The following is a 25,420-nucleotide window of genomic DNA, read 5'->3' as shown; positions in this document are numbered from 1 at the left end:
TTACTTTTAGGTATAGCCGTTATTGTTCTGGACAAGCCATTGCCATTTTTTCAGCATCGTTATTTTGCTTTTTGCTGCTCCATATTATTAGGTGTGTTGGCGGGGCTTGTTAATTTACTGCCTTTTTGGTTTCTCGATAGCTCTGAATTTTTATTTGGTCAGCTGTTTGTTTTAGTTTGTTTATTATTATTTGGCCTGCGTTACGCGCTTATTGCCTGCAGCATAAGTGCCATGTTTATTTTTTACCGCTGGGGGCATTGTTGGCCGTCTCTGGTGTTTGTTGGCGAAGTGATTTGGCTTTATTACTTTAGCTATAAAAAAGCGCGATTATTGTTTGTGCGCGGCATTATTTATTGGCTGCTGATTGGTATTCCTATCCTAGCTGCGATTGGTTATTTTATTATTGCCCTGCCTTGGTTGGCCATTGTTACAGCGCTAGTCAAGTACCTATTAAATGCTGCAATTATCTTATGTATCATTGACTTACTTAGTTTTTTCTTTATTCATCAAGCGTGGCAAAAACGCGCTTATTCACTGTATCAAATCCTAAATTATATCGTTAGTATCCTTATCATTTTAGTTGTTCTACTCACTTCCATTGTATTGACCAACAACCACTACGCCCGTATTGAATATGAAGTTAAAGCACAATTATCTGAAAAATCAGCAGGTATTGCCGCTAAAATTGACCAGTTTTTAAATGATTATCGTCGTGGCATTGTATTAACAGCAAAAGCGATTGAGCAGGGCGTTGCTAAAGAGGTTGCGCTGGATCATTTAATGACCCTTTACCCTAGTTTTCTTACCTCTATTGTGACGGATGAGCACGCCATTGCACGCGTATTTAATCCACTTAGTTTACAAGAAAGTTTAAAAGGTAACAGTCTGTCGGTGGCAGATCGCGATTACTATATTAAAGGCAAAGACTCGCCAAGCGGGTATATTTCTAATATTTTTCGCGGCCGCGGTTTTGGTAATCTGCCGATTGTCGGGGTTGCTGCACCTGTGTATAGCAACGAGCGTTTTCAGGGCGTGGTGGAGGGCTCATTAACATTGGGGTCGTTCCAGCAGTTTCGCCCCTCGATATTTGATAAACAAGGCGAGTTAATTGTTCTGGATGCTAAAAAACAAGTGGTGTTCAGTACTTTAGCATCTCATTATGAGGTGTTAGCGCAACTTTCTGAGGAAGAGTTTACGCAACTGCAAGGCAACAAACAGGCTATTATGACCACCGCCATCGATGGTGAACAATACTATGTAAAGGTGTATTTATCTCAGCAGCAGGGCTGGTATGTGGCCAGTTTATTAAAACGTAAGTATGCCAATCTAGTGGCAGCTAGCGCTTGGGGGCAGTCACTGTTATTGATTGTGCTGGTCATTATTTTGATCAGTGTATTTATTACTCAGTTAAGCCGCTGGTTAGTGCGCCCGATTGAAGAGTTAGCGGAACAAATTGATGCTTTTGATCCTAAAGCGAGTGTAGGTTACCTAGACACGAAGCATAACGCTTGGTTGGAAGTGTTTAGATTACAGCAACAATTTGCAACCTTAGCGTTTAAATTAATAAGCAATTTTAAAGATTTAGAACAAGTAAATACTGAAAATGAAACGCTCAATCAACGCTTGAAGCACTTTAATGCGCAATTAGAATACCAAGTAAATGAAAAAACCGATGAACTGATCAAAGCCGTCGCGGTTGCAAATCAAGCCAGCCAAGCTAAATCTCAGTTTTTAGCCAATATGAGTCATGAAATTCGCACCCCACTAAACGGTATTATGGGGCTGACTGATATTTTACTTAATGCAACTGAGGTAAAACCAGAATATCGCGAGCAGTTGCAAATGATCCAACAAAGCGCTAATAATTTATTGTTGATTTTAAACGATATTTTAGATTTTTCTAAAATTGAAGCAGGGGCACTGAAACTCGATATTCAGACCGTGCCAATACGGCAGTTATTTGACCAAATAGCACATGTGTTTACCGATACTGGCGTACGTCCAGAGGTTGCGTTTGAGTTTACCATGACAGCATCAGTGCCTGAAGCTGTGTACCTAGACTCGCTTCGATTAAGTCAGGTTATCACTAATTTATTGAGTAATGCTGGTAAGTTTACCAAAGCGGGTAAAATTACCATGCAAGTAGATTACGCAAATGGCAATTTGTCGGTGATCATTAAAGACACCGGGATTGGTATTTCAAAGCCGCAACAAAGCATTTTGTTTAATGAATTTACACAAGCCGACATTTCGACTACCCGAGAATATGGTGGCACGGGGTTAGGGTTAGTGATCTGCAAACGGATTGTGCAATTGATGAATGGCAAACTCATATTAGACAGTGAAAAAGATGTTGGTAGCTGCTTTACCATTATACTGCCAGTGACAGTTGCAGAGCATGTAACGGTTGATGATACGCAGGTAGTGTTACCTGATCTATCAGGACTAAAAGTGCTGTTAGTTGAAGATAATCAGATAAACCAAATTGTTATATCAAAAATGCTGACAGAGACTCACTGCGAACTTGAAATCGCTAGCGATGGTGAAAAAGCCCTGCTGAGCTTGCAGAACAACAATGCTGATATCATCTTGATGGACTGCCAAATGCCAGTTATGGATGGCTATCAATGCACTGCACACATTCGTAAACACAGTGATAAGTTTGGTCCTGTGATCATTATCGCGATCACGGCTAATGCATTTTCAGATGATAAAAAGCGTTGCCTTGAAGTCGGTATGAATGATTTTATTGCCAAGCCAGTTGAGCGTACTCAACTGTATCGTTGCCTTAACAAATGGGCAGCGCTGCTAAAATTAAACGGCGCTGAGGACAAATTAAACCGTCCCTAATTGCTTATGTACGGTTTCAATATAGGCGTCGTTTAGTAGGTTGTCGGCTGTGGTTGGCTTAGCAAAATAATAACCTTGCAAATCATCACAGCCGATACGATTTAAAAAGTGTATCTGTGCAATTGTTTCTACTCCTTCAGCAATGCAGTATAAACCCAGGTTTTCAGCTAAGGTGTGAATTGTTCTAATAATGGATTCATTACTACTGCCTTGTCCTATATTACGTACAAAGCTTTGATCTATCTTAATTACATCAATTGGAAATTGGCTCAAATAGGTTAACGACGAATAGCCTGTGCCAAAATCATCCAGTAATAATTTAAAGCCAGCACTTCTGAGTGCGTGTAATTGTTTTGCGGCTTTGTTTTTGTCATCAAGCAAGGTGTTTTCGGTGATCTCTAACCGTAATTGGCTTGGTTTCATATTATGTTGATCTAAGATCAACAATAATCGCTGTGTTAAATTCGATTTTAAAATATGCGCCGGTGAGAGGTTAAGCGATAAATAGAAGCGCGAATTGGCACGAAATAATGGTGCGAGATCTTCAAGTGCACGGGTAAGCGCTTGCTCGGTGAGCACATCGATTAAACCCGTTTCTTCGGCAATTGGGATAAACACCGCCGGTGATATCAACTCTGCTTGGTGCTGCCAGCGCATAAGCAGCTCTACGCCATTTATTTTTTTGCTTTTACTATTAACGATTGGTTGGTAATTATTAAAAAACAAATCGTCTTTGTATGCATCTTTTAAGGCATTTTCAAGTAGTAACTTTTGCGTGATCTGATTATTCATTTGCTCAGTGAAAAACTTAAAGCCGTTGCGACCAGATTGCTTCGCATGCATCATGGCTATATCAGCATTACGAATCAGTTCATCAGTGGTATCGGCATCAAACGGATAAAGTGCTACGCCGATGCTGGCGGATATATTGATGGAGAAATCGTTGATCACCACGCGTTTTGCCAGTTCTGCGATGAGGTTGCGTACTAAGTTACTTAAACTTTGTGGCGAGTCTAAGTTTTTAATCAATAATAAAAATTCGTCACCGCTTTGTCGCCCGACAATGGCATTTTTATCAAGCATATTATTCATGCGATAGGTAATATCGCATAACAGTTGATCGCCTACCGCGTGACCAAACGAGTCATTAACGGGTTTAAATTTATCTAAATCAATAAAGAGTAAAGCAACAAGGGTGGCACGATTATCGGCATCTTTAATTGCGTGGGATATTTTTTGGTACATTAATGAGCGATTAGGTAGTTTAGTTAATGGATCGTAGTTGGCCAGATAGCGAAGCTCATTTTCGGCACGTTTTTGCTCGGTTAGATCAGCAATTACCACCACGTAGTAGTTCACTACGTCACTGTCTTTTGCTACGGCGGTTATACTAATGTGGATTGGGTGCGATGGGTTTATTTTGGTCTTGATATACGCATCCCCAGACCAGTTTTGTTTTGGCGATAATGATTTTAATATACTAACAAAATCAAGATATTGCTTTTTACCCATTGCCGTTAAAAAGTGTTTTAACTCAAGTTTTGCAGTGCCAGTGTTAATAGAGAAGGCCTCGGCAAAACTGTTGTTGACCGAAAACGGTAGCAGTTGAGAATCCAAAATCAGCAGCCAATCGTTGATTTGGCTGAATGCTTCACCGAGCACGGCAGCCTGCTGTGCGGTGGCACGTTGCTCGGTTATATTAGTGTAGATGCCGGTCACTTTTAATGGTAAACCTTGTGCATCGGTCTCGATTACTTTGCCAATATCTTGATACCATAGCCAATGTCCTTGGGCATGCTTGAGGCGATAAGTTATTTGCCATTGATCATGGCTGCTTTGATTTAAAAATGCTTGCCAATCATTGCTAAATTGGCGCTTATCATCAGGGTGAATAAGTGCAAAGTAGGCGGCAAAGTTTAGTTTTTGCGGCCATCTTGTGTTATAGCCTAGTTCTTGTTTTAAACGTTGTTGGCTGATCCACTGTGCGGCAATATCGACTTCCCAGACGCCGCTTTTACTACTGTTTAAAGCAAGCTCTGTTTGTTGCTGTGATTGCAGTATTTCATCATGAGCATGCTTAATAACAGCTTGGCGAGCGCGGTACTGCCAAAAAATGAAAAATAACACTGCAAAAAGAATGACTGTATACAAACTTATGGCCAGTGGTGAGCGCCATGGGGCATAGGCCACTTTAAAATTAAGGGTTTGTGTTTCTCCTAAGCCTGCACTATCAATATTGTAAGCTGCAATGGATAGTGTGTAGTTACCTGGGGGAAGTTTTGTGAAAAATAGTTTATTGCTTGTATATTTGTCATAACTTAGTGAACTAGGTCCATCCAACGACACTTTGTAGCGCGTTTTATCGATATTTTGAAAATCAAAGTTAGAAAAGCTAACTTCTAATCCCATGTCTTCATCGGTAAGCTGTAATGTTTGTGTTGCGTATTGCTGAGGGTGGTAATTGAGTGCCCTTGAAAACAACGTAATATCAGTGATCGCTGTTGTTGCGCTGTGGCGATCGTCTGGCACAGATAAAAAATCTTGTGGTGCGAAAGTGAGCATGCCACGGGTGCTGCCAAATGCTAACCGGCCGTCTGCTAATTGCAGGTGCGAGTCAAAATTAAATTCATTGACGGTAAGACCATCTTTTACTGTGTATGCATGCACTTGCATCGAACTTAAATCAAGCCGATAGAGTCCGTTATTACTGCTCATCCATAAAAAGCCAAATTGGTCTATTTGCAGAGCAACCAACGCCTTGGCTTTTAAACCCGTTTGAATATTAACTCGGTATTTTACTTCGTAGCTGTTAGCATCAATGCCAATCAGTCCTTCTTGGTTGGAGGCTAACCAAAGGGTGTTGTTGTAATCAAGCACCCAATCTTCCACCGTTACGTAACTCAGTGGGTTATAGTTTTCAACAGCGTAAACGAGGGTAAGCAATTGGGTTTCTTCATTATAGCGATATAAAGCCCCTGAAACGCTGAGCAAGTAGTCATCGGGGTGACTCGCTAACGGTTTTAAAAATATATGTGCATTTAGCGGATCTAGTTGCTCTTTTAGGCCTTTGATAATTCGCGTGTGACCCGTGCGACCATCGTACAGAAAGTAGTTATTATTGTTAAAAAATGCAAAGGTGTCATTGCCAATCTGATGATGACCATAGGCTGGACCTTGTTGAAAAATTTCCTGAGTGGCTTCGTCCATTGGCAAAGGTATTTGTTGTTCTGTGTGGGTATCAAATAAAGCCAAATTGTCGAATAGCAGTAACCATAAGTAACGACCTGGTTCATTTAGATCAGCAGGGGCAATGCCGAACACCCCAAATTGGCCATAAAACGCTTTACTATCATCGGTTGTCATAAAGGTGTTAGTGGTTGTGCCATCATTGGCTATTTTTGCTAAGCCATTTTCAGTCCCTAACCAAATACTGTTCTCATCCTGATGAATAGCAAGAATAATATTGCTATGTAGCTTGCCTGCGGAAGTAATTTGCAGATTACCAAAGCGCCTTGCCAAGCTTGACCACGTGAATACCCCTTGCGAGCGTGATGCTAACCACATCAGCCCTGTTTTATCGACCATTACGTCGATAATCGTGTTATCTGTCATATGAAACTTACTTTGGTCAAAACGTAATAAAAACTCGCTTTTACCTGTGTCACGATGGTACTGATATAAACCATTTTCAGTGACTATAAACTCCCCATAGGCGGTGTTAACATAGTCCCAGATGTTATGCTCAGGGAATATTGCTTCAACAGTATCAAAGTTGAGTATATTGTTATCATCAAATGGGATGGAATATAGCCCTTCAACGGTGCCAACTAACAAGCCTAGTTGCGGATCGACAGTTAAAAACTTGGTATTGTTTTTATCTTCTGTGAGCTTATCTTTAGCGACTAAGGGAATTTTAGTTATATGCTCATCAATAAGTGATTTAGCATACAAACCATCGCTTGTAGCAATATATAAAAAATTGTCATGAACGGTGAGTGCCCGTACGATTTGATCATCTTTGTTGATTGAGAACTCGTGGGTAAAGGTATTGTTTTTAATATCAAAGATATACACATGCTCATTAATTGCATAATAAAAATGTTGCTGGTATTCAGTAATGGCTAAAATAGGGGAGAAATGACTATCTTCGGCATTTAATTTGCCGGTGTAAATTTTTTCCACTTCAAGTGTGACAGGGTCGATAAGAAAAGCACCAGAGTACTCTGTAGAGACGAATATAGCGCCGCTACTTGTTTCAAATAAAGCAATAATCATCAATTGATCGAGATTGTATTGACCGGCAAAGGTTTTTACTTGATAGCCATCAAAACGGTTTAAGCCCTGTAGGGTGGCGATCCAAATAAACCCCAGTTTATCTTGCAAGGTGCTACTGACATGACCTTGTGATAGTCCTTCATCAGTCGAGATTCGCTGTAATTGCTGAGCATAATTTTGAGCACTCGCGGTCATACTGCAAAAACTGAGAATGATGCTAACTAAGATGAAATAAACCTTGCTCAACTGCACTTATGTTATTGCTCCACTTAAGTAAAAAACGTTAGTCGTTAGTAAATATAGCATAACAATTTGTAGTTCAATTAAAGAATTAGCCATATCTACCCAAGTCACCTTAAGATGCGAACTTCCATTGGTATTAAAAGTGATTCAGCCAAGGCATTGCTGCTAAAGCAAGCTTGCCATTTAGGCTTATTAATTTATTACGTGCTATTGATACGATGAATTATCTGCCATAAGGTGACTTGATTATCACAAATGCATTATGCTGCTTATTATGTTTATTTTTCAGGATGTTTAAATTGTTGTATTCATTTAACGCACAGGCGGCGCAAAGCCTATTGTTGGTCATCGATATTCAAGACAAATTACAACCGGTTATGCAGCGCTATGAACAGATAAAGCAGATCACTTTGCAATTAGCTAAAGCAGCAGAGTTACTGGCTGTTCCTACCCTTATTACTCAGCAGTATAAACAAGGTCTTGGAGAGACGGATCTGCAATTACAGCAACAATTTAAACAGGCAAGCTATTTTGATAAGACGCACTTTAGTGCCTGTAAAGAGGCGGGATTTTTAGAACAGGTTGCGACCTATGAGCGCCCGCAAATCATAGTGGTAGGAATGGAAGCGCATGTGTGTGTGCTGCAAACGTGCTTAGATCTACTAGCAAACGGGTATCAAGTAGTGTTAATCGCTGATGGCGTGAGTTCGCGTAATGATCTTCATCGAGACTTAGCTATCGCTCAACTTAGGCAAGCTGGGGCTGTGATCAGTTGCGCTGAAAGTGTGATTTTTCAATGGACCGAAGTGGCGAATACTACGCTATTTAAATCTGTTTTAGAAATAGTGAAATGATTTTATTCTATTTCATTCTTTACAGTTCATTAACCATCAATTTTTATATTAATAATTCCAAGGAGGAGTTAAATGTCATTTATTTCTAAGTTAGGCAAAGGTCTTAAAGGCGCAATGAACGCCGTCAATGCTGATGAATATCAGCTCAAAGGTGTTAAAGCTAAGTGTATACATTGTGGTGGTAGTCACTTTGAATTAGGCACTGCGCAATTAAATACGGCTGGTTTGACTTTCCTCAATTTGGATTGGGCAAATGGCAGCGCATCGCTGTTATCGTGTAAGAGTTGCAGCTATATCATGCGGTTTGCGACTGAGCCTAAAAAAATAACTTAACAAAGTAAATAATAAGGCTGAAATGCTAGGATAAGTTTAATGACTTTTTAGTATTGTAAATGATAGTAGTTTTCATTATCATGCTGTCAAATTATTTTGATTGCTGTATAAATATCAATGAAACACTCTTTAATTTCACTTGCGCTAACTAGCATATTCGTTACTCCCGGTGTAACAGCCCAGACTGCAACCGAACAACAGCCTGCGGCCGTTGCAGAAAAAGACATAGAAACCATCTCAGTGGTGGGACGAGCCTTCTCTATGTACCGTCCAACTGAGTCAACGTTTGGCACTCGTACGGATACCCCGCTTGAAAAAATTCCACAGTCAATTCAGATTATTCCACAAGCATTAATTAGCGATCAGGCTGCACGTCAGGTGACCGACTTATATAGCAACATTGCGGGTGTGAATGGCTTCAGTTATTCAGGTGTTACGTTTCGTGGTTTTCGCCAAGACGAAATTTTGTATGATGGCGTAAAAGGTGACCCATTTAGTGGTTTTGCAGTACCGCAATTATTTAATATTGATCAAGTTGCAGTATTAAAAGGCCCCAGTGGTGCGGTATATGGCAGTGGTAATCCTGGTGGCATTATTAACTACATGACCAAAAAGCCAAGCTATAACAGCAACACCACACTGGCACTTGAAGTGGGCAATGATGACTTTTTTAGCGCCGCCGTTGAATCCACGGGGAGCGTAAACGATGAACAAACTCAAGCTTATCGAGTCGGCATTTATAAAGACTCAGATAAGCCATTTCGTGAAAACACCAGTGAAGACAACACCATTATTGATTTAGGCTATCGTTTTGATTTTACAGACGACACCAACCTAGTATTGCAATATACCCATATTGATCAAGAGTTAGGGGGCGCTCGATTACGTGGCGTGCCAGTGGATGAGAATGGTCATTTTATTGCTGACATTAGCTGGAACCATAATGAAGCAACGGATTACCAAACCGTACTAGCAGATGTGTTTCAAGCCAGTTTTCAGCACCAATTTAATGATGTATTTCGCACTGATGTAACCGCGCGTTATTTTAATAATGAGGCGAATCAAAACTACCATGAGCCACGCGGGCTAAGCGATACCGACGGTGATGGCGTTTTGGATTGGAGCGAACGCGAGTTTCGCGATCAACAACGCGAAAATACTGGGCTTAGTTTCACTGCTAATTTGATTGCTGAGACAGAGCTGGCTGCCATGCAACATGTCATGCTGGTGGGCGTAGATTGGTATCAGCATGAGTTTGACTCAGCATATAGAACGGCGCAGCAAGCTAGTAAAGGCGGCCCAGTACCGGGGATCTCAATTTTAAACCCTGAATACGGGCTTACCGCAAAAGATGATTATGATTTAGCAAACGTGACACCACGTTTATCAACTACCGAGTCAACACGAGTTGGCTTGTATGCACAAGACCAAGTTGATGTAACCGATAACTGGAATGTCACTTTTGGCCTGCGCTACGACCGCTTTGAAGATACCGATGTACTTAATAATACTGAGTTTTCCGACAGCGATGTAACGTATCGTATTGGTACCAGTTATAACTTAAACGACACCTTCTTCCCGTATGCGCTGTATGGCACCGGCTTTATGCCACAATCAGCCAGTAACCAAAACCCAGAGGTGGGTGGGCCGTTTAAACCTGAGCACAGTAATATCGCCGAGCTTGGTTTACGTACTAAGTTGTTGGATGACTCATTAGCTGTGAATATGGCAACGTATCGGATCATTCGTAACAATATTTTACAAGCCAGCACTGAGTTATCAGACACCGGCATTGACCAAATGGAAGCGTTAGGCGAGGTTGATAGCCGTGGCTTTGAATTGGAAATTGTTGGCGATGTTAGCGAACGTTTAGTGATCACAGCAAGCTATGCCTATAACGACACGCGTATTGTTGAGCAAAGTGAAAAGTTTTCAGCGCAAGCAAGTGGCAGCGATAAATTCGCCAATGCGCCACAAAATACGGCGGGTTTATGGACTCGTTATGAGTTGCCGCAATTGCATTCGTCAATCGCGGCGGGTCTTGATTATGTTGATGAACAAGTCAGTTTAGATGGTTATAAAGTGCAGCCGTATACTGTGTATAACATGGCATGGAAAACCGAATATCAGCAGTGGGTTTGGCAGCTATCAGTGAAAAATGTGTTTGATAAAGAATATGCATCAAGCGGTTTTATCACCCGTGCTGGGCACTTCCCCGGCGAGCCGCGCCGTGTGTATTTGTCGGCCAAATATACATTTTAAGCTGATTATTGCGCGCTATGAAAGCAAAGCAGTGGTTTAACTTACATGCTTGGGCAGGGCTCTTTGTTGGCATTTTGCTACTGATAACCTGTTTATCTGGCACCTTGGCAACCTTGAGCCACGAAATTGAGTATCTGTCGGATACTCAATTTCGTGCGCTTACGCATACTTCCAGCACTGACTTTGTTGCAATTGAGAATACGCTTGCTCAGCGTTATCCTGGCGGCCAAGTGATTAGCATAATGCGCCATCAGCAACCTTACTTAGCAACTGAAGTGTCGCTTAAGTGGCAGCAGCAGTTTTTGTTTGTGTATGTTGATGGAGCAACTGGTCAGTGGCTTGGCGAAGGCCAGTGGGGGCGAGTATCGCGCTTTTTACGTAACTGGCACATGAATCTATCAATGGGCTGGACAGGTAAGCTGATTGTCACTAGTTTGGCTATTTTATTAGTTATTTTAGTGTTTACTAGTCCAATCGTATATCGTCAATGGTGGCGACATTTTTTAAAAAAGCCACGGCAATTACAAACAACAAATCGCAGCAGCTGGGCTGATTGGCATAAATTACTGGGGCTTTGGAGCTACTGGTTTATTGTGGTAATGGCCATTACTGGCGTTTGGTACTTAGTCGAGCATGGCTTACAAACTGCCAAAATTGCTCACTATGTAACACCTCCGGCAACCGTTGCACAATTACAAAGTAATGCCGAACAACCACTCGCTACCAGTACGATGATCGGCGCTGCACAGCAGGCATTTCCAAGCTTGCTTATTCGCGCCATACAATACCCAACCAAAGCCAATAAACCGGTTGTGGTATTAGGTGATAACAATGACATTTTAGTGCGCTTACGAGCCAATAAAGTGTACTTAGATGCGGCTTCAGCACAGGTGCTTGCAGTCCAAAAGGCCGCAGATCTACCATTTCTAGCGCGCATTAAAGATACCGCGGATCCCTTGCATTTTGGTAACTTTGCAGGGCTAGGTACTAAATTAATTTGGGCGTTATTTGGCTTTTTGATGACCTGTATCTGTATGGCTGGGTTATATATGAATTGGTTAAGAGTAAAACGCAAGCAACCGTCATTATTAAAGTGGTTTGGTGTTATCGGGGTTGTCAGCATGCTGCTAATAGGTTATTCACTCCTGCTGACTGTACAAACGTTTAGTGTTCGCCAAGCACCGCCTACAGTGTATTCGCCAGTGCTTGGTATCTCGCAGGTAAATAATTAACTTGTCGCTAAGCCATAGCAACCAAGTGCAACAAATACGATTGCAGCCAGCATTCTTACTTTTGCCAGTGGGATCCGTTGTAATAACGCATTACCCGCATAAATAACCGGCACATTGGCAAGCAGCATACCCACCGTAGTACCTATAGTGACCCATAATACTGATTGATATTGCGCACTAAGTAACACCGTGGCTATTTGGGTTTTATCGCCAATTTCAGCGATAAAAAACAGCACTAAGGCAACTAAAAATGCCCCGTATTGATCGTATTTATTGCTTACTTCTTCATCCTTATCGGGGATCAAAAGCCATAAACCAACAGCAATAAAACAGCCGTTAACAAGCCAAGGTAAATAAGCAGCGTTGACGCTTCCCGCTAAATAATTTCCCAACCACGCAGATAAGCCATGATTAATGAGTGTTGCGACCAAAATACCTAAAATAAGTGCGGTTTTATTAGCAAAGCGGGCAGCCAGTAACAAGGATAAAAGCTGGGTTTTATCGCCTATTTCAGCTAGGGTAACGGTGACGGTTGATGTGATAAATGTATCCATTTTACTTCTATAAGGCGGGAACATTAAACCAAGGTAAACGCCTATCTCCCGCCATGAGGATAGTGTTTACCCAGGTCTTGCCGATAATGCTTGCTACATTACAAACTTACCATGCACATGCGGTGCAATTATGTTGATAAGTTTACTTGCCGCGCTTTAATAAAAAAGCGGTCAAGCAGGCTACTCCCCCGAGAAGCGCGCACTTTGCCATAATTTAGTTTTAGAGTAAAGGTACAAGCATGGCATTATGCATTAAATTGAAATGTGACCGTATCAAGGGGGAGCATGACATAATTGACAGCAATAGCGCTGTGAGCAGGCAATTTATTAGATCAGTTTGTTTATTGAACAATGTTTGATTTCGGCTTGTATTATATCTAACTCGCTTTAGCGTATTTGACTAGTAATCAAAAAAGACCCTATGGATACTGTGAGACTGTTAAATAAAAGTAACAAAGTTTAACGCTTACACACACATCAAAAAGGTCGCACATGCACACAATAAATAAAAAAGCATTATCAATAGCCGTAGCATTGGCTTGCTCATTGCCATTACATGCCCAACAAGCAGCTACTAATAATTCAACAAATGCGAATGAAAGCAAATCTGCGCAAGCACAAAGTACCTCTTTAGAAGTTATCTCAGTCACCGCCACCAAACGTAAAACCAAGCTAATGGAAACCCCGGTTGCCATTACCGCATTAACAGAAGCAGATCTAAGACAAAATGGCGTTAACAGTGTTAAAGATATTGCTAACCTAGTGCCAGGTTTAGATATTTCAACCGCAACCGATCAATCTGCGCCGGTTATTTCTATGCGTGGGGTACGCTCTACCAATATTACTGAGCTTGGCGATCCTGCGGTTGGCGTCCATCTTGATGGGATTTATTCGCCAAGAATGCAAGGCGCGCTTGCTCTAATGTATGACATTGATCGCGTTGAAGCACTCAGGGGCCCGCAAGGCACCTTGTTTGGCCGAAACTCCACGGTGGGCAGTATTAATGTTATTTCAGCAAAACCTGAATTCACTCATTTATATGGTAACTTAAATATTGAAACGGGAAATTTTAACAGTAAAAATATTGATGCTATGATCAATATCCCAATCAATGAAGAATTTGCGGTGCGATTTTCTGGTAAGGGCCTAAAACGGGACTCTTACCTAGAAGGTTACTATGACCCCAATCAATATGACTCACGCCGATTAAGTGATGAGATACTCAATGCGCCAGTGATTTCTGAAGATTCATACCAAGGTGTTGGGCAAACCGTCACACAGCGCGAAAACTGGTGGATCGATGGTGCAGGGACAGATCCCGAGGCGCAAAAAGTACGGCAATTAACACCGGCTGATAAAAGCGATTTTTACAATAATGCCAACGAGTACTCATTCAGAATTAGTACTCTTTGGGAACCGTTAGATGGCAGCTTTTCAAACCATACCGTTTTTCAAAAGTATGTTAATGACAGCAACAACAACCTTGATTTAGTGAACTGCGACAAAATACGCGGACGCTCAGCTGAATTGGGCGGCGATTGTTCAAACTTTTTACCAAGTGACAATACCTATCAAGCGGTTGTTAATGTACCGGGCGAGCTGAATTTAGATATCACTTACCTGAGAAACACCCTTAACTACGACATTAATGATCAATATTCACTGGTTTGGTTACTAGGTTATGAAAATATGGAGCGCTCTTCAGCACAAGATAGCGAAGTTGGGCTTGATCCGTGGGATGGCGCAACGTACTTTTTAGATGGTACTGGCGCTGAATCATTTTCAACAGAAGTGCAATTACAGTCAGATGAATATGGCGACTTTATCTGGATTGTGGGTGCTAACTATTTCCACGAAAAAACCACGACTTTAGGTTATTACGATAACCCGATGGATGATAAAGCCTTTTGGGATCAACCCGATCGCTCTACCGATGCCTTTGCGTTGTTTGGACAAGGCACATATAAATTAACCGATAAATTACACGCCACCTTTGGTTATCGTTTTAGTGACGAAACCAAACAAGATAAAGGCGGTAGAACGTACCGCTGCTCTAATGCCGATGGCTGTGCCGTAGGTTGGTTAAATAGAACCGACCTTAATAATCTACCTGCTGATTATTATGAAGATCCTTCTATTTATGCGTCGTACTTTGAAAACGACAACAAAGGGAGTTGGCAGCATCATGATTTCCGTGTTGGTTTAGATTATGACATTTCAGCCGAAACCATGGTTTATACCTACCTTGCCAGCGGTTTTAAAGCGGGAGGAATTGGTGATGTATATGAAGTGGTTAATGACAGAACCGGTGATGTAACACGCTTTGAAACTAAATTTGCTCCAGAAGAAGTACTCACTTGGGAAATAGGTGCTAAATCCAGCTTTTTTGATAACTCTTTAAACTTAAAAGCGGCGTTTTTCTACACCGATTATACCGACATGCAATACGCCTCTGTTGGCTCAATTGGTAACGTTGAGCGGTTATCGGTTGTAGAAGATGATAACGGCACGCCGATTTTAGATGGCAATGGCCAGCCAGTACTTGATTATCAAAATAAACCTGTAATTGCTTATTACACACAAAATGTACCAAGTTCGACAATAAAAGGGATTGAGCTTGAGTTTGATTGGAAGCCATACCCAAATGGCCGTATCACCGGTTATGTAACCTGGACCGATGCAAAGGTGACTGAAGATTGGCACACTAAATGGGATTACGACGCTGAGTACCTGTTTGATATTTCTTATGAGGAATCAAAAGATCCTGAGAATACATTGCTAGCAACCAACCTTAAAGGTAACAACTTAGCAATGACGCCTCAGTACACGGCAAACATAAGCTACACACATACATTCAACCTTGGTGAATATGGTTTTATTCATAGTTGGCTTAATGCCAGTTGGAAAGATGAGTCGTACTCAACGGTGTGGAATGTTGATAAACACTTAGATGACATGAACTTTGCAGTGTCTGACGAAGCGACACAATATATTGATGATAGCCGAGATGCCTTTGCAGTGTATAACGCCTCAATCAAATATGAGCCGCAAGGACAAAACTGGTACGCAGAAGTATTTGTAAATAATGCCTCTGATGAAACAATTCAATATTGGAATAATACCAGTAAAGGCGTGCCAAAAGGCAGCTTTGGCATGCCAAGGTATTACGGTGTTAGAGCGGGTTTTTCATTTTAGATAACCTCAACAAAATGATGCCTTCCACAGTGAATATGTCACTGTGGCAGGCGTACACTTCAAATAAGGATCAATCATGAAAACAACGCTTATTAACACCTTAGTGGCGGGCATTGTATTTATCTCACCTTGTACATATGCAAATTATTTTAAGGATAATTTCTCTTGGGGCTACGACAATACCATTTGGACTGCCCGCAGTGGTGATAATGGCGCGCCTTTTGGTTGTGCATTTAGCCCCGCAATGATCAACCCAAGTGAGCATGGCGTGACTCTCTCATTGGCGCAAGGCTCATGTGCAGAGCTGCAAAGTAACAACTTTTACAGTTTTGGTAAGGTACAAGGTAGCCTTAAGTCGGGCAATATAGCGGGAACTGTGTCTTCTATTTTTACTTACACATCGTGGTGGGATGTGCCCGGGCGTGCGTGGCAAGAGATTGATATCGAACTTTTGCCATCACTTGGCAATGTGGTTCATACTAATGTTATTTACCAGCCGCAAGGAGGCACTTATCAAAGCTGGGAAAAAGACATCGATCTCAGTCAGTATGGGCTTGATTACAGAGAAGACTTATTAACCATCGGCTTTGATTGGTCCAATACCGCAATTCGCTGGTATTTGTATGACTCTCAAGGAAACGAGCAAACATTAAGAGTGCTCTACAAAGACAATGGCGATGGTATTTTAGCTGAAAATGAAATTCCTGCTTATGCTTGGCCTACGGATAATACAAAAATAATGATCAACCAGTGGCATGGCGATAACTCAACCGAAGCTTATTACTTTCCAGGCCAATATTATGGCAGCCCGTCGTGGGCGTACTATGATTTTATTGAATACATTCCACAATGAAATTAATCAGTTCGCATTTATCAAATAGAATTTAAACTCGAAGGTTTTTAATGTCTCAAATCAAATACTCTAAATTAGCACTGTGTTTATTGCCCGTCGTTGCCGCGCTTACTTGTCAATCATCATTTAGTGCAGTGAGTGAGCACGTCAGCTGGCCGTATGTAAACAACAAGCTTAAGCGCGACCCAGCTGTTGAAGCGCAGATTGACCAACTACTCGCAAAAATGACCATAGAGCAAAAAGTGGCGCAAATGATCCAGCCGGAAATTGGTTATTTAAGTGTTGAGCAAATGCAAAAATATGGTTTTGGCTCATACCTAAATGGCGGTAATACAGCCCCATATGGTGATAAGCGCGCCAACCAAGCAACTTGGCTAAAATACGCTGATGAAATGTATCAAGCGTCAATGGACTCAACCCTTGATGGGATTGCGATCCCGACAATTTGGGGCACCGATGCGATGCACGGGCATAGTAACGTGTATGGCGCTACGTTATTTCCTCACAATATCGGGCTGGGTGCTGCGCGCGATGCCAATTTAATTAAACGCATCGGACAAGCAACGGCAAAAGAAGTCTCCGCCACGGGTATTGAATGGAGTTTTGCCCCCACAGTTGCCGTTGTTAGGGATGATCGCTGGGGCAGAACCTATGAAAGTTACTCAGAAGACCCAGATCTGGTTAAACACTATGCAGGTGAAATGGTTACGGGTATTCAAGGCAATATCGGCGATGATTTCTTAAAAGGCACTCATCGTATTGCCACCGCGAAGCATTTTGTCGGCGATGGTGGTACTGAGCGAGGCATTGATCGCGGTAATACTATTATTGATGAACAAGGCTTAAAAGACATTCACAGCGTTGGTTATTTTTCTGCAATTAATGAAGGCGTACAGTCAGTTATGGCGTCGTTTAACAGCTGGAATGGTAAGCGTGTGCATGGTGATAAATACTTATTGACAGAGGTACTTAAAAATCAGCTTGGCTTTGATGGTTTTGTGGTCAGTGATTGGAATGCTCACAAGTTTGTTGAAGGCTGCGACCTTGAACAATGCGCGCAGGCGATTAACGCAGGTGTTGATGTGATCATGGTGCCAGAGCATTTTGAAGCGTTTTATCATAATACTGTTAAGCAAGTGAAAGCCGGTATAATCACAGAATCGAGAATAAACGATGCCGTAAGGCGCTTTTTAAGAGCTAAAATTCGCTGGGGCGTTTTTTCGAAGGGTAAACCATCTGCGCGCCCTGAATCACAACACCCACAGTGGTTAGGCGCCACTGAGCATCGCGCTTTGGCAAGAGAAGCCGTTAGAAAGTCATTGGTTTTATTAAAAAACAACGAAAACGTGCTGCCAATAAAAGCAACTAGCCGTATTTTAGTTGCCGGTAAAGGGGCAAATGCTATCAATATGCAAGCGGGTGGCTGGAGCGTCTCTTGGCAAGGCACAGACAATACCAATAGCGACTTCCCCAATGCCACGTCAATTTTTTCAGGTCTGCAATCGCAAGTAACAAAAGCAGGTGGCGAAATCATCTTGAGCGAATCTGGTGAATATACCAGCAAGCCCGATGTAGCGATTGTTGTAATTGGTGAACAGCCTTACGCAGAATGGTTCGGTGACATAGAATTGCTTGAATATCAGCATGACACTAAACATGATTTGGCGCTTTTAAATAAGCTTAAGGCCGATAATATTCCCGTCGTGACCGTTTTTTTAAGTGGCCGGCCACTGTGGGTTAATAAAGAATTAAACGCGTCCGATGCATTTGTGGCCGCTTGGCTGCCAGGCTCTGAAGGGCAAGGCGTTGCGGATGTATTGTTGACGAATAGCGAAGGTAAAACTCAGTTTGATTTCACCGGCAAGTTGAGCTTTTCATGGCCGAAATATGATGATCAATTTACCTTAAACGTAAAGGATGCTGATTACGATCCGTTATTCCCTTATGGCTATGGCTTAACGTATCAGGACAGCGTAAATGTGCCCGCGCTTAGTGAAAAGACCAGTCCTAAACAAAGCCGTAAAAGTGATTTGCATCCGCTATTTGTGCGCAGCTTAGCGAAAAACCTAACTTGGCAACTGGCAGATGCGGCAACCGCCAAAGTTACCTCTGCAGGTTCCTCTGCTACCAGTGGCGATAAACAGAGTTTAGTTATGCAGTCGGTAAACTTATCTTATCAAGAAGATGCAAGACAGTTTAATTGGCGAGCACAAGGCGCTGTTAGCCTGAGTTACCTTAAGCCAGAGCTGCTAGATAGCAAATTTAATACAGCTTACCTTGAGTTAAAAATGCGTATAGATAAAGCTCCAGCCCTTGGCTCTAAATTACAAATCATGTGTAATAAAGACAACTGTTTAACAGAGCTTGATTTCACATCGTTTGAAAAGCTAATGGCGGATAAAAACTGGCATACTTTAGCTATTCCCTTAAATTGTGCTGGTAACAAGCTTGCTGAACAGCAAACAAGCGATGCAATACGTATTACTAGTAACAGTTTAAGTTTAGCCGTTGCGGATATTGCATTGACTCTAAAGCCAGATAATGATTCATTGTCATTAAGTTGCCCAAATTAGAGATGCTATAGGCAGTTTAGCACCCTAACACTGCCTATAAAATTGGATTTAACAATGTGAATACCAATAACCCTAGAAGTCAGCTGTTCTGGTTATTCCAAAGCTGCGGTTGGATTGTTTACGCAATGCTGACCGAATTAATGATTAAAATGCCAAGTGAAGAGCCGTGGACTATCCATGTGCCTCATTTAATTATTGATGCAACATTTGGTTTTTTAATAACTTTATTGTTAAGAAAAGTGTATGGCCTCGCTCGTGTTCAAAGCGTAAAAGTCAAAGTGACGCTACACATTATTTTTTTAGTGGTAGCAACACTACTTTGGACGCAAATTAAATGGATCACACTGCAGTGGCTATATGGCAATTGGTGGCTGCCAATGTCGTGGTTTGACTTTGGTACATGGACGTCTGCATCCTTAACCATGCTGTCAACGTGGACGGCGTTTTACTACGGAACTAAAATTTATTTAGATAATCTCGAGCAGACGCAAAAGGCTGCAGAAGCCACTCATCTAGCCAAAGAATCACAACTAAAAATGCTGCGCTATCAGCTTAACCCGCATTTTATGTTTAATAGTATCAATGCAATATGTACGTTAATTTTGAAAAAAGAAAGCCTGCAAGCAGTAACTATGCTGGAAAAACTATGTGACTTATTGCGCCATAGTTTATACACAGATCCGCTTGAAAAAGTATCCGTTAAAGAAGAAATTGCTATTTTACGCACTTATTTAGATATTGAGCAGTGTCGATTTGCCGACAAGCTAGAGGTTAATATCAGTGTTGCAGAGGCATGTAATGACTTGTTGATCCCGTCTTTATTGATCCAGCCCTTAGTCGAAAATGCCTTAAAACACGGTATGCGTGCAGAGCAAAAAATGGTGATCACCATTGCGATTGAAAAAACCAGAACCGCATTGCTTATTAAGGTTGCAGATACTGGCAAAGGCTTTGATGAAAATAAAAAAACTAAAAGAGGTATCGGTTTGGCTAATTGTGAGCAACGCTTAAAATTAATGTATGGTAACAGCCACCGCATTGAAAAAGGCAATGTCAACACTGGCGGTGCGTGGTTTTGTATTTCTCTTCCTATTAATGGTTTGCAACAATGATCCAATTAAACACCTTACTGGTTGATGATGAATATAGCGCAATTGAAGGCTTACGCATTCGCCTAGAAGCCTTTCCTGAAATTAAGGTAATTGGTAGCGCTGCCAGTGTTGACGAAGCAATTAAACTGCTCAACAACAATGACGTTGATTTAATTTTTCTAGATATAGAAATGCCAACGAAATCAGGTTTTGAATTAATAAAATATTTTCAACCAGAGAATTGCCCAGCGGTTATTTTTGTCACCGCCTTTCATCAACATGCAGTAAAAGCATTTGAAGTGAGGGCTTTAGATTATTTACTTAAACCCGTTAAGTTAGCTCGCTTGTCAGAAGCCATTGATAGAGTAACCAAAATGGAAAAGTTCCATAGGAAAAATGAGCTAATTGCAGTCCAGCAAGCGTTAGCTGATGATTTAGCAAGTGAAGTCGCTATCCCTACTCATTCAGAATATAAATTTGAGCATGAAAATTTAGTTATTCAAGATGCCAAAAACCCGATTCAAATCATACCATTCAAAGATATTTTATGGATTGATGCCGCGGGTGATTATATGTGTGTTCATACACCAGCAGAAACACACGTAATGCGAGCGCGTTTAAAAGAGCTTGAGAAAAACACCTTACCAGATGATTTTCTGCGCATACATAAATCAACGATTGTTAATTTAAGCCATATAAAGCAGCTTAACCCACTTCGAAACTCTGAATACACGGCAGTATTACAAAGTGGCAAAACACTCAAAGTCAGCCGTACGTATAGTAAAAATTTAAAGAGTTTGTTCAAACACTAACTCGTTAAACTAGAGGGTTTTTCAAGCTAAAAGTGGTTGGGTATTGATTTATCGTTTAACTACATGTTTATTATGACTAAATCTAAGTGTATTGTGTAATGAAAAGAATAGGAACATTGAATTTATGGAAATTAATGTAGACGATTTATCGTCTGGTGACGTTATTAAGCTGTTAGAAGAACATTTAGCAGATATGTATGCGACATCACCACCCGAGAGTGTGCATGCGCTGGATGTGGATAGCTTAAAATCGCCAGATATTACCTTTTTTAGTGGTTGGCTTGATGGTAATTTGCAAGGCTGCTTGGCTGTTAAAAAGCTCGATTCTTCGCACCTTGAATTGAAATCAATGCGTACTAGCAGCGCTGCCCGAAAATCAGGTGTTGCGACTAAGCTCCTTCAACATGCGCTGAACTTTGCAACCGAGCAAGGTTATCAAAAAGTAAGCTTAGAAACTGGTTCACAAGCGTTTTTTGAACCAGCCCGAAACCTTTATGAGAAGTTTGGCTTTAGTTATTGCGGGCCTTTTTCAGACTATCTTGAAGATCCGCACAGCCGTTTTATGACTTTAGTCTTGTCTGAAAGATAATATTTTTCCATGATTGGAAAAGCACTGACGTGTTAGCTGCTGATGCTCAAATCCCCGAGTTTGATGCTAGCCCGACAGCGAATAAATTTATGGCTAGATTAGCCGCTAAAATTAACTTAATTCCCAGCGCAAGCAGACCTTGGTATGTCGTTTTATCTACTCTATATTGTACAGAGGCTATAAAAACTAAGTATTAGCAATCTCTTAAATAATTTGCTAAAACTATATAAAGTATCAAAATTAGCATGACACGAGCAGCAATATGCGCCCTTCGCGTACTGTTTAATTATTATTTAAAACCAATGGGTTAGGGTATGGAAATGACATTGGAAGAATGCAGAAAAGATTTTGAACACTCGGCAAAAAGATCTTTATCGATGCCTATTGCTGGCGCGTTATATTGGCTGACGCTCGCTATTGTTTCAACTCAGGTTTCTGAAAGGGTAGGCTTGCTCGTTCTACTCTTTGGCTCAGGTACTATTTTTCCGATAGCTTTACTAATATCAAAAATTACCAAAGAACAGGTCTTCTCCTCAAATAATCCGTTAGCCAAGCTTATGGGGCTTTCTGTTTTAATGGTAAACCTATTGTGGGCTCTACATATACCTTTGTTCTTATATGCACCAGAATTTTTACCGCTAAGTGTGGGTATTGGTTTAGGGTTACATTGGATTGTGTACTCGTGGATTATTCAGCACCCATTAGGATTAATTCATGCGTTATTACGTACAGCGTTAGTTTTGTTAGCATGGTTTATATTTCCTGAGTCACGCCTTTTTGCAATCGGGCTTGCAATTGTGCTTGTGTATAGTTTAAGTATTTGGCTAATGCTAACGAGGCCGATAGCATATAATAAATTAAGTCATCAGGACGCTTTAAGCAGCGCCTCTGCTTAAAGTGTTACCAACCATACATGTACAAAGTTGACTAATATCAGCTTTTGTTAGCTGGTCGTTATGTGTTCCTCGAAAGCGGAGAAGTTAAGACAAAGAAGACACCCATCTTAAAGTTTGCTTTTTTAACATTATTTACTACGTTTAAATTAGCAAAGAGACAAAGAAGACACTCATCTTAAAGTTTGCTTTTTTGACATTATTTACTACGTTTAAATTAGCGGACAAAGAAGACACCCATCTTAAAGTTTGCTTTTTTAACATTATTTACTACGTTTAAATTAGTATGGAAAACAAACAGGGTGAGATATGGCAATTGCAAGAAAGCGTCAAATCAGTTTAGTTGATACACCTTATAAAGAAGACAAAGAAGACACCCATCGTAAAGTTTGCTTTTTTGACATTATTTACTACGTTTAAATTAGTATGGAAAACAAACAGGGTGATATATGGCAATTGCAAGAAAGCGTCAAATAAGTTTAGTTGATACACCTTATTACCATTGCATTTCCCGCTGTGTACGCCGTGCCTTTTTGTGTGGTGAAGACCAATTTACAGGCCAGTCCTTTGAGCATCGAAGAGGGTGGGTTGAAGACAAACTGCTCAGTCTAGCCAAGGTGTTTTGTATTGACGTGTGTGCCTATGCGGTAATGAGTAATCACACGCATTTAGTGCTGTACGTTGATGATAAAAAAGCCGCACGCCTTAACGATAAAGCAATTATTCTGCGCTGGCATAAGTTATGTAAGGGCACCGTGCTTACAAACAAATATATCCAAGGGGAGCAACTCAATGATGCCGAGCAGTTCTTTTTAAATGAAACCATTAACGAATACCGCACACGTTTAAGTAGCATCAGCTGGTTTATGCGACAATTAAATGAAGACATCGCTCGCAAAGCTAATAAAGAAGACGGATGTACTGGGCGATTCTGGGAAGGTAGATTCAAGTCACACGCACTTTTAGATGAAGCCGCCATAGCCGCATGCATGGCTTATGTTGACTTAAACCCAATCAGAGCTAAAATGGCGAATACCCCAGAAGAATCATCCCATACTAGCGTACAAAAACGTATTGCAAGCGCAACCGAAGGCAAGCAACCAAAACAACTACTGCGCTTTTCAGGGGGGTCCAGACAACATATGGCCAAAGGATTACCGTTTGAGCTAAAATCTTACCTTGAATTAGTAGAGCTCACTGGGCGTTGTTTGCGAGAAGACAAATGCGGCCACATTGAAGACGCATATTTACCGCTTTTAGAGCGAGTCAACATCTGCCCTGAAAACTGGTTAAAACTCACCACGCACTTTACCCGCGTATTTCATGGCGCAGTCGGCAGACCCTCATCACACGCAAGTTATTGCGAAAATTTAAACAGAAAACGACGTAGCAACCTAAGTAACTGCGAAAAACTACTGGCATAGTTTTAACACTCCACTTCAACCTCAAATATTGCCTAAGGCAAGCTCCCCCATGCGTGTAATTCAGGATGGAGGATCCCTCAAGTGAATAAAGTGGCTATTTTAAGATGCTTTGAACACTTGCAGCCACTCCCACAAAATAAGTTAATTGTTTTGTTTTAAAAAATACTTATGATGGGTGTCAATATATTTATTAGATAACAGTTCGGGTATGAGCGAACAGCGGTCGTTCATTGATAACTATTTTATCTGATTTGACTAAATCTCTATTTTGCAGGCCTTCCTAATACGCTTTTAAGTACCTAGACAAATTCTACATTTAAACCTTTTCGTCTTTTGTCTCGTCTAAATAATGGTTTAATTATTTATAAAGGAAAAAAATGAAACTCTTATCCATTATTTTACTAACAGGCGCCTTACTAGCCACAAATGCAATAGCAGAGCCTAAAAAGAAGATACTGATCGTGGCATCTAATATGATAAATATGGGTGATCCTGAACAGCATGACGCAAGAAATAATTTATGGGAATTTGCACCTCCGTATCACATTTTTTTTAGTCACGGCTTTGAAGTTGACTTTGTATCACCTAATGGTGGAGAGGTTAAGTTTATGTTGGAGCCTTTAGGCATAAGTAGTTACACCATCAAATATGAAGGCTTTTTAGAAAAAGCAAACAGTTCATTCAAACCTGCTCAAATTGACCCAAATAACTATTGGGGCGTATTCATAGGTGGTGGCTATGGAGTCATGTTTGACGTTGCAGATAACAAAAAAATCCAGTCTATTATCAGTAGTATATATGAGTCAGGTGGTATTGTAGGTGTTGGTGGTCATGGCTCAGCGGGCATTGCAAACGTGAAATTATCTAATGGGGAGTTTTTGGTGAAAGGGAAAAAAATAGCCGGTTTTCCTAACTCTACTGAAACATCGAAGCCATGGGCAAAACAAGGAACACTTTTACCTTTTCTTATTGAAAATCAACTTAATAAGAATGGTGCTATTGCTCAAAATAAAAAAACATTAAAAGATAAACACGCTGTGATTGCAGATCAACGTATTATCTCAACAATGTTTTTGCCTTCAGCTGCACTTGTAGCAAAAGAAATGATAACTTTAAGACAGTAATAACGGCGCTTAATAAGCTAATTAAGGCGGGACTGCTAAAGTTTGGCTCGGTTTCGCTCCGCTACGCATTTTACTTTTTAGGGTGTTACCACCGTCGCTAAATGCACTTTTGAGTAGTTCGGCTTTGATCATAAAGGAAATATTCGAGGGTTTTCGCGCCTATTGCAGTATTGTTGAGATAACGGACGCTTCAAAACGTTAATAATTAATCATCAATTATATCAAAGGGTTAAATTTCATTTGCTCAGACCCCGCAGCTCAAG

Annotated in this window: 16 protein-coding genes; 14 read left to right on the top strand and 2 right to left on the bottom strand. The window is 41.0% G+C overall.

What is annotated here, in order from left to right; all coding sequences use genetic code 11:
• Positions 1–39 precede the first annotated feature (39 nt).
• A complete protein-coding gene (locus ACMVDV_RS20905) occupies positions 40–2,850 on the top strand; it encodes an ATP-binding protein (protein WP_416159511.1) in 2,811 nt (936 codons plus the stop codon).
• On the opposite strand, the gene ACMVDV_RS20900 is transcribed toward ACMVDV_RS20905, so the two are convergent.
• Positions 2,836–7,320 carry an EAL domain-containing protein gene (locus ACMVDV_RS20900; RefSeq protein WP_416159510.1) on the bottom strand — a complete coding sequence of 1,495 codons (4,485 nt, stop codon included), beginning with the start codon at positions 7,318–7,320 and terminating at the stop codon, positions 2,836–2,838. The genes ACMVDV_RS20905 and ACMVDV_RS20900 overlap by 15 nt on opposite strands.
• 347 nt (positions 7,321–7,667) lie before the next feature.
• Between ACMVDV_RS20900 and ACMVDV_RS20895 the strand changes: the two genes are divergently transcribed.
• From ACMVDV_RS20895 to ACMVDV_RS20880, 4 genes are all read left to right on the top strand, one after another.
• Entirely contained in the window at positions 7,668–8,222 is a 555-nt protein-coding gene (locus ACMVDV_RS20895) for an isochorismatase family protein (RefSeq protein WP_416159509.1), read from the top strand.
• Between the two features lie 72 nt (positions 8,223–8,294).
• Positions 8,295–8,555, top strand: a complete 261-nt coding sequence (locus ACMVDV_RS20890; protein WP_416159508.1) for a hypothetical protein — start codon at positions 8,295–8,297, stop codon at positions 8,553–8,555.
• A gap of 117 nt (positions 8,556–8,672) precedes the next feature.
• Positions 8,673–10,817: a TonB-dependent siderophore receptor gene (locus ACMVDV_RS20885; RefSeq protein ID WP_416159507.1), complete on the top strand. Its 2,145-nt coding sequence runs from the start codon at positions 8,673–8,675 to the stop codon at positions 10,815–10,817.
• A 17-nt stretch (positions 10,818–10,834) separates the two neighbouring features.
• Positions 10,835–12,049: a PepSY-associated TM helix domain-containing protein gene (locus tag ACMVDV_RS20880; RefSeq protein ID WP_304183451.1), complete on the top strand. Its 1,215-nt coding sequence runs from the start codon at positions 10,835–10,837 to the stop codon at positions 12,047–12,049.
• On the opposite strand, the gene ACMVDV_RS20875 is transcribed toward ACMVDV_RS20880, so the two are convergent.
• Positions 12,046–12,603, bottom strand: a complete 558-nt coding sequence (locus ACMVDV_RS20875) for a TMEM165/GDT1 family protein (protein ID WP_304183448.1) — start codon at positions 12,601–12,603, stop codon at positions 12,046–12,048. The genes ACMVDV_RS20880 and ACMVDV_RS20875 overlap by 4 nt on opposite strands.
• Before the next feature lie 492 nt (positions 12,604–13,095).
• On the opposite strand from ACMVDV_RS20875, the gene ACMVDV_RS20870 reads away from it, so the two are divergent.
• The 9 genes from ACMVDV_RS20870 (at position 13,096) to ACMVDV_RS20830 (ending at position 25,157) form a co-directional block, all read left to right on the top strand.
• The gene (locus ACMVDV_RS20870) at positions 13,096–15,798 is read left to right on the top strand and encodes a TonB-dependent receptor (protein ID WP_416159506.1); all 2,703 of its coding nucleotides are present in this window, start codon (positions 13,096–13,098) and stop codon (positions 15,796–15,798) included.
• Between the two features lie 76 nt (positions 15,799–15,874).
• Entirely contained in the window at positions 15,875–16,651 is a 777-nt protein-coding gene (locus ACMVDV_RS20865; RefSeq protein WP_416159505.1) for a family 16 glycosylhydrolase, read from the top strand.
• Between the two features lie 50 nt (positions 16,652–16,701).
• On the top strand, positions 16,702–19,224 hold the full coding sequence (locus ACMVDV_RS20860) for a glycoside hydrolase family 3 N-terminal domain-containing protein (protein WP_416159504.1): 2,523 nt from the start codon (positions 16,702–16,704) through the stop codon (positions 19,222–19,224).
• Between the two features lie 56 nt (positions 19,225–19,280).
• Positions 19,281–20,336, top strand: a complete 1,056-nt coding sequence (locus tag ACMVDV_RS20855) for a sensor histidine kinase (RefSeq protein WP_416159503.1) — start codon at positions 19,281–19,283, stop codon at positions 20,334–20,336.
• Complete coding sequence (locus ACMVDV_RS20850; protein WP_416159502.1) at positions 20,333–21,127, top strand: LytR/AlgR family response regulator transcription factor; 795 nt, start codon at positions 20,333–20,335, stop codon at positions 21,125–21,127. The genes ACMVDV_RS20855 and ACMVDV_RS20850 overlap by 4 nt, the downstream gene beginning before the upstream one ends.
• Positions 21,128–21,251: 124 nt before the next feature.
• The gene (locus ACMVDV_RS20845; protein ID WP_416159501.1) at positions 21,252–21,716 is read left to right on the top strand and encodes a GNAT family N-acetyltransferase; all 465 of its coding nucleotides are present in this window, start codon (positions 21,252–21,254) and stop codon (positions 21,714–21,716) included.
• Positions 21,717–22,030: 314 nt separating this feature from the next.
• Positions 22,031–22,612: a DUF7010 family protein gene (locus tag ACMVDV_RS20840; RefSeq protein ID WP_416159500.1), complete on the top strand. Its 582-nt coding sequence runs from the start codon at positions 22,031–22,033 to the stop codon at positions 22,610–22,612.
• A gap of 446 nt (positions 22,613–23,058) precedes the next feature.
• Entirely contained in the window at positions 23,059–24,033 is a 975-nt protein-coding gene (locus tag ACMVDV_RS20835) for a transposase (protein ID WP_416159499.1), read from the top strand.
• Between the two features lie 377 nt (positions 24,034–24,410).
• The gene (locus ACMVDV_RS20830) at positions 24,411–25,157 is read left to right on the top strand and encodes a type 1 glutamine amidotransferase domain-containing protein (RefSeq protein WP_416159498.1); all 747 of its coding nucleotides are present in this window, start codon (positions 24,411–24,413) and stop codon (positions 25,155–25,157) included.
• The last annotated feature ends 263 nt before the right edge of the window (positions 25,158–25,420 follow it).

It is taken from the genome of Pseudoalteromonas sp. ASV78, from assembly GCF_047806705.1.
Classification (GTDB): Bacteria; Pseudomonadota; Gammaproteobacteria; order Enterobacterales; family Alteromonadaceae; genus Pseudoalteromonas; species Pseudoalteromonas prydzensis_A.
Note: the sequence above shows the minus strand (reverse complement) of the source record. Positions and strands in the feature narration are given on the sequence as shown.

Excerpts from the sequence above, each read along its gene's own strand:
- ACMVDV_RS20880 (WP_304183451.1), top strand. The coding sequence starts at position 10,835 with ATGAAAGCAAAGCAGTGGTTTAACTTACATGCTTGGGCAGGGCTCTTT.
- ACMVDV_RS20890 (WP_416159508.1), top strand. The coding sequence starts at position 8,295 with ATGTCATTTATTTCTAAGTTAGGCAAAGGTCTTAAAGGCGCAATGAAC.
- ACMVDV_RS20840 (WP_416159500.1), top strand. The coding sequence starts at position 22,031 with ATGGAAATGACATTGGAAGAATGCAGAAAAGATTTTGAACACTCGGCA.
- ACMVDV_RS20875 (WP_304183448.1), bottom strand. The coding sequence starts at position 12,603 with ATGGATACATTTATCACATCAACCGTCACCGTTACCCTAGCTGAAATA.
- ACMVDV_RS20885 (WP_416159507.1), top strand. The coding sequence starts at position 8,673 with ATGAAACACTCTTTAATTTCACTTGCGCTAACTAGCATATTCGTTACT.
- ACMVDV_RS20835 (WP_416159499.1), top strand. The coding sequence starts at position 23,059 with ATGGCAATTGCAAGAAAGCGTCAAATAAGTTTAGTTGATACACCTTAT.
- ACMVDV_RS20830 (WP_416159498.1), top strand. The coding sequence starts at position 24,411 with ATGAAACTCTTATCCATTATTTTACTAACAGGCGCCTTACTAGCCACA.
- ACMVDV_RS20850 (WP_416159502.1), top strand. The coding sequence starts at position 20,333 with ATGATCCAATTAAACACCTTACTGGTTGATGATGAATATAGCGCAATT.
- ACMVDV_RS20845 (WP_416159501.1), top strand. The coding sequence starts at position 21,252 with ATGGAAATTAATGTAGACGATTTATCGTCTGGTGACGTTATTAAGCTG.
- ACMVDV_RS20870 (WP_416159506.1), top strand. The coding sequence starts at position 13,096 with ATGCACACAATAAATAAAAAAGCATTATCAATAGCCGTAGCATTGGCT.
- ACMVDV_RS20900 (WP_416159510.1), bottom strand. The coding sequence starts at position 7,320 with ATGACCGCGAGTGCTCAAAATTATGCTCAGCAATTACAGCGAATCTCG.
- ACMVDV_RS20865 (WP_416159505.1), top strand. The coding sequence starts at position 15,875 with ATGAAAACAACGCTTATTAACACCTTAGTGGCGGGCATTGTATTTATC.
- ACMVDV_RS20860 (WP_416159504.1), top strand. The coding sequence starts at position 16,702 with ATGTCTCAAATCAAATACTCTAAATTAGCACTGTGTTTATTGCCCGTC.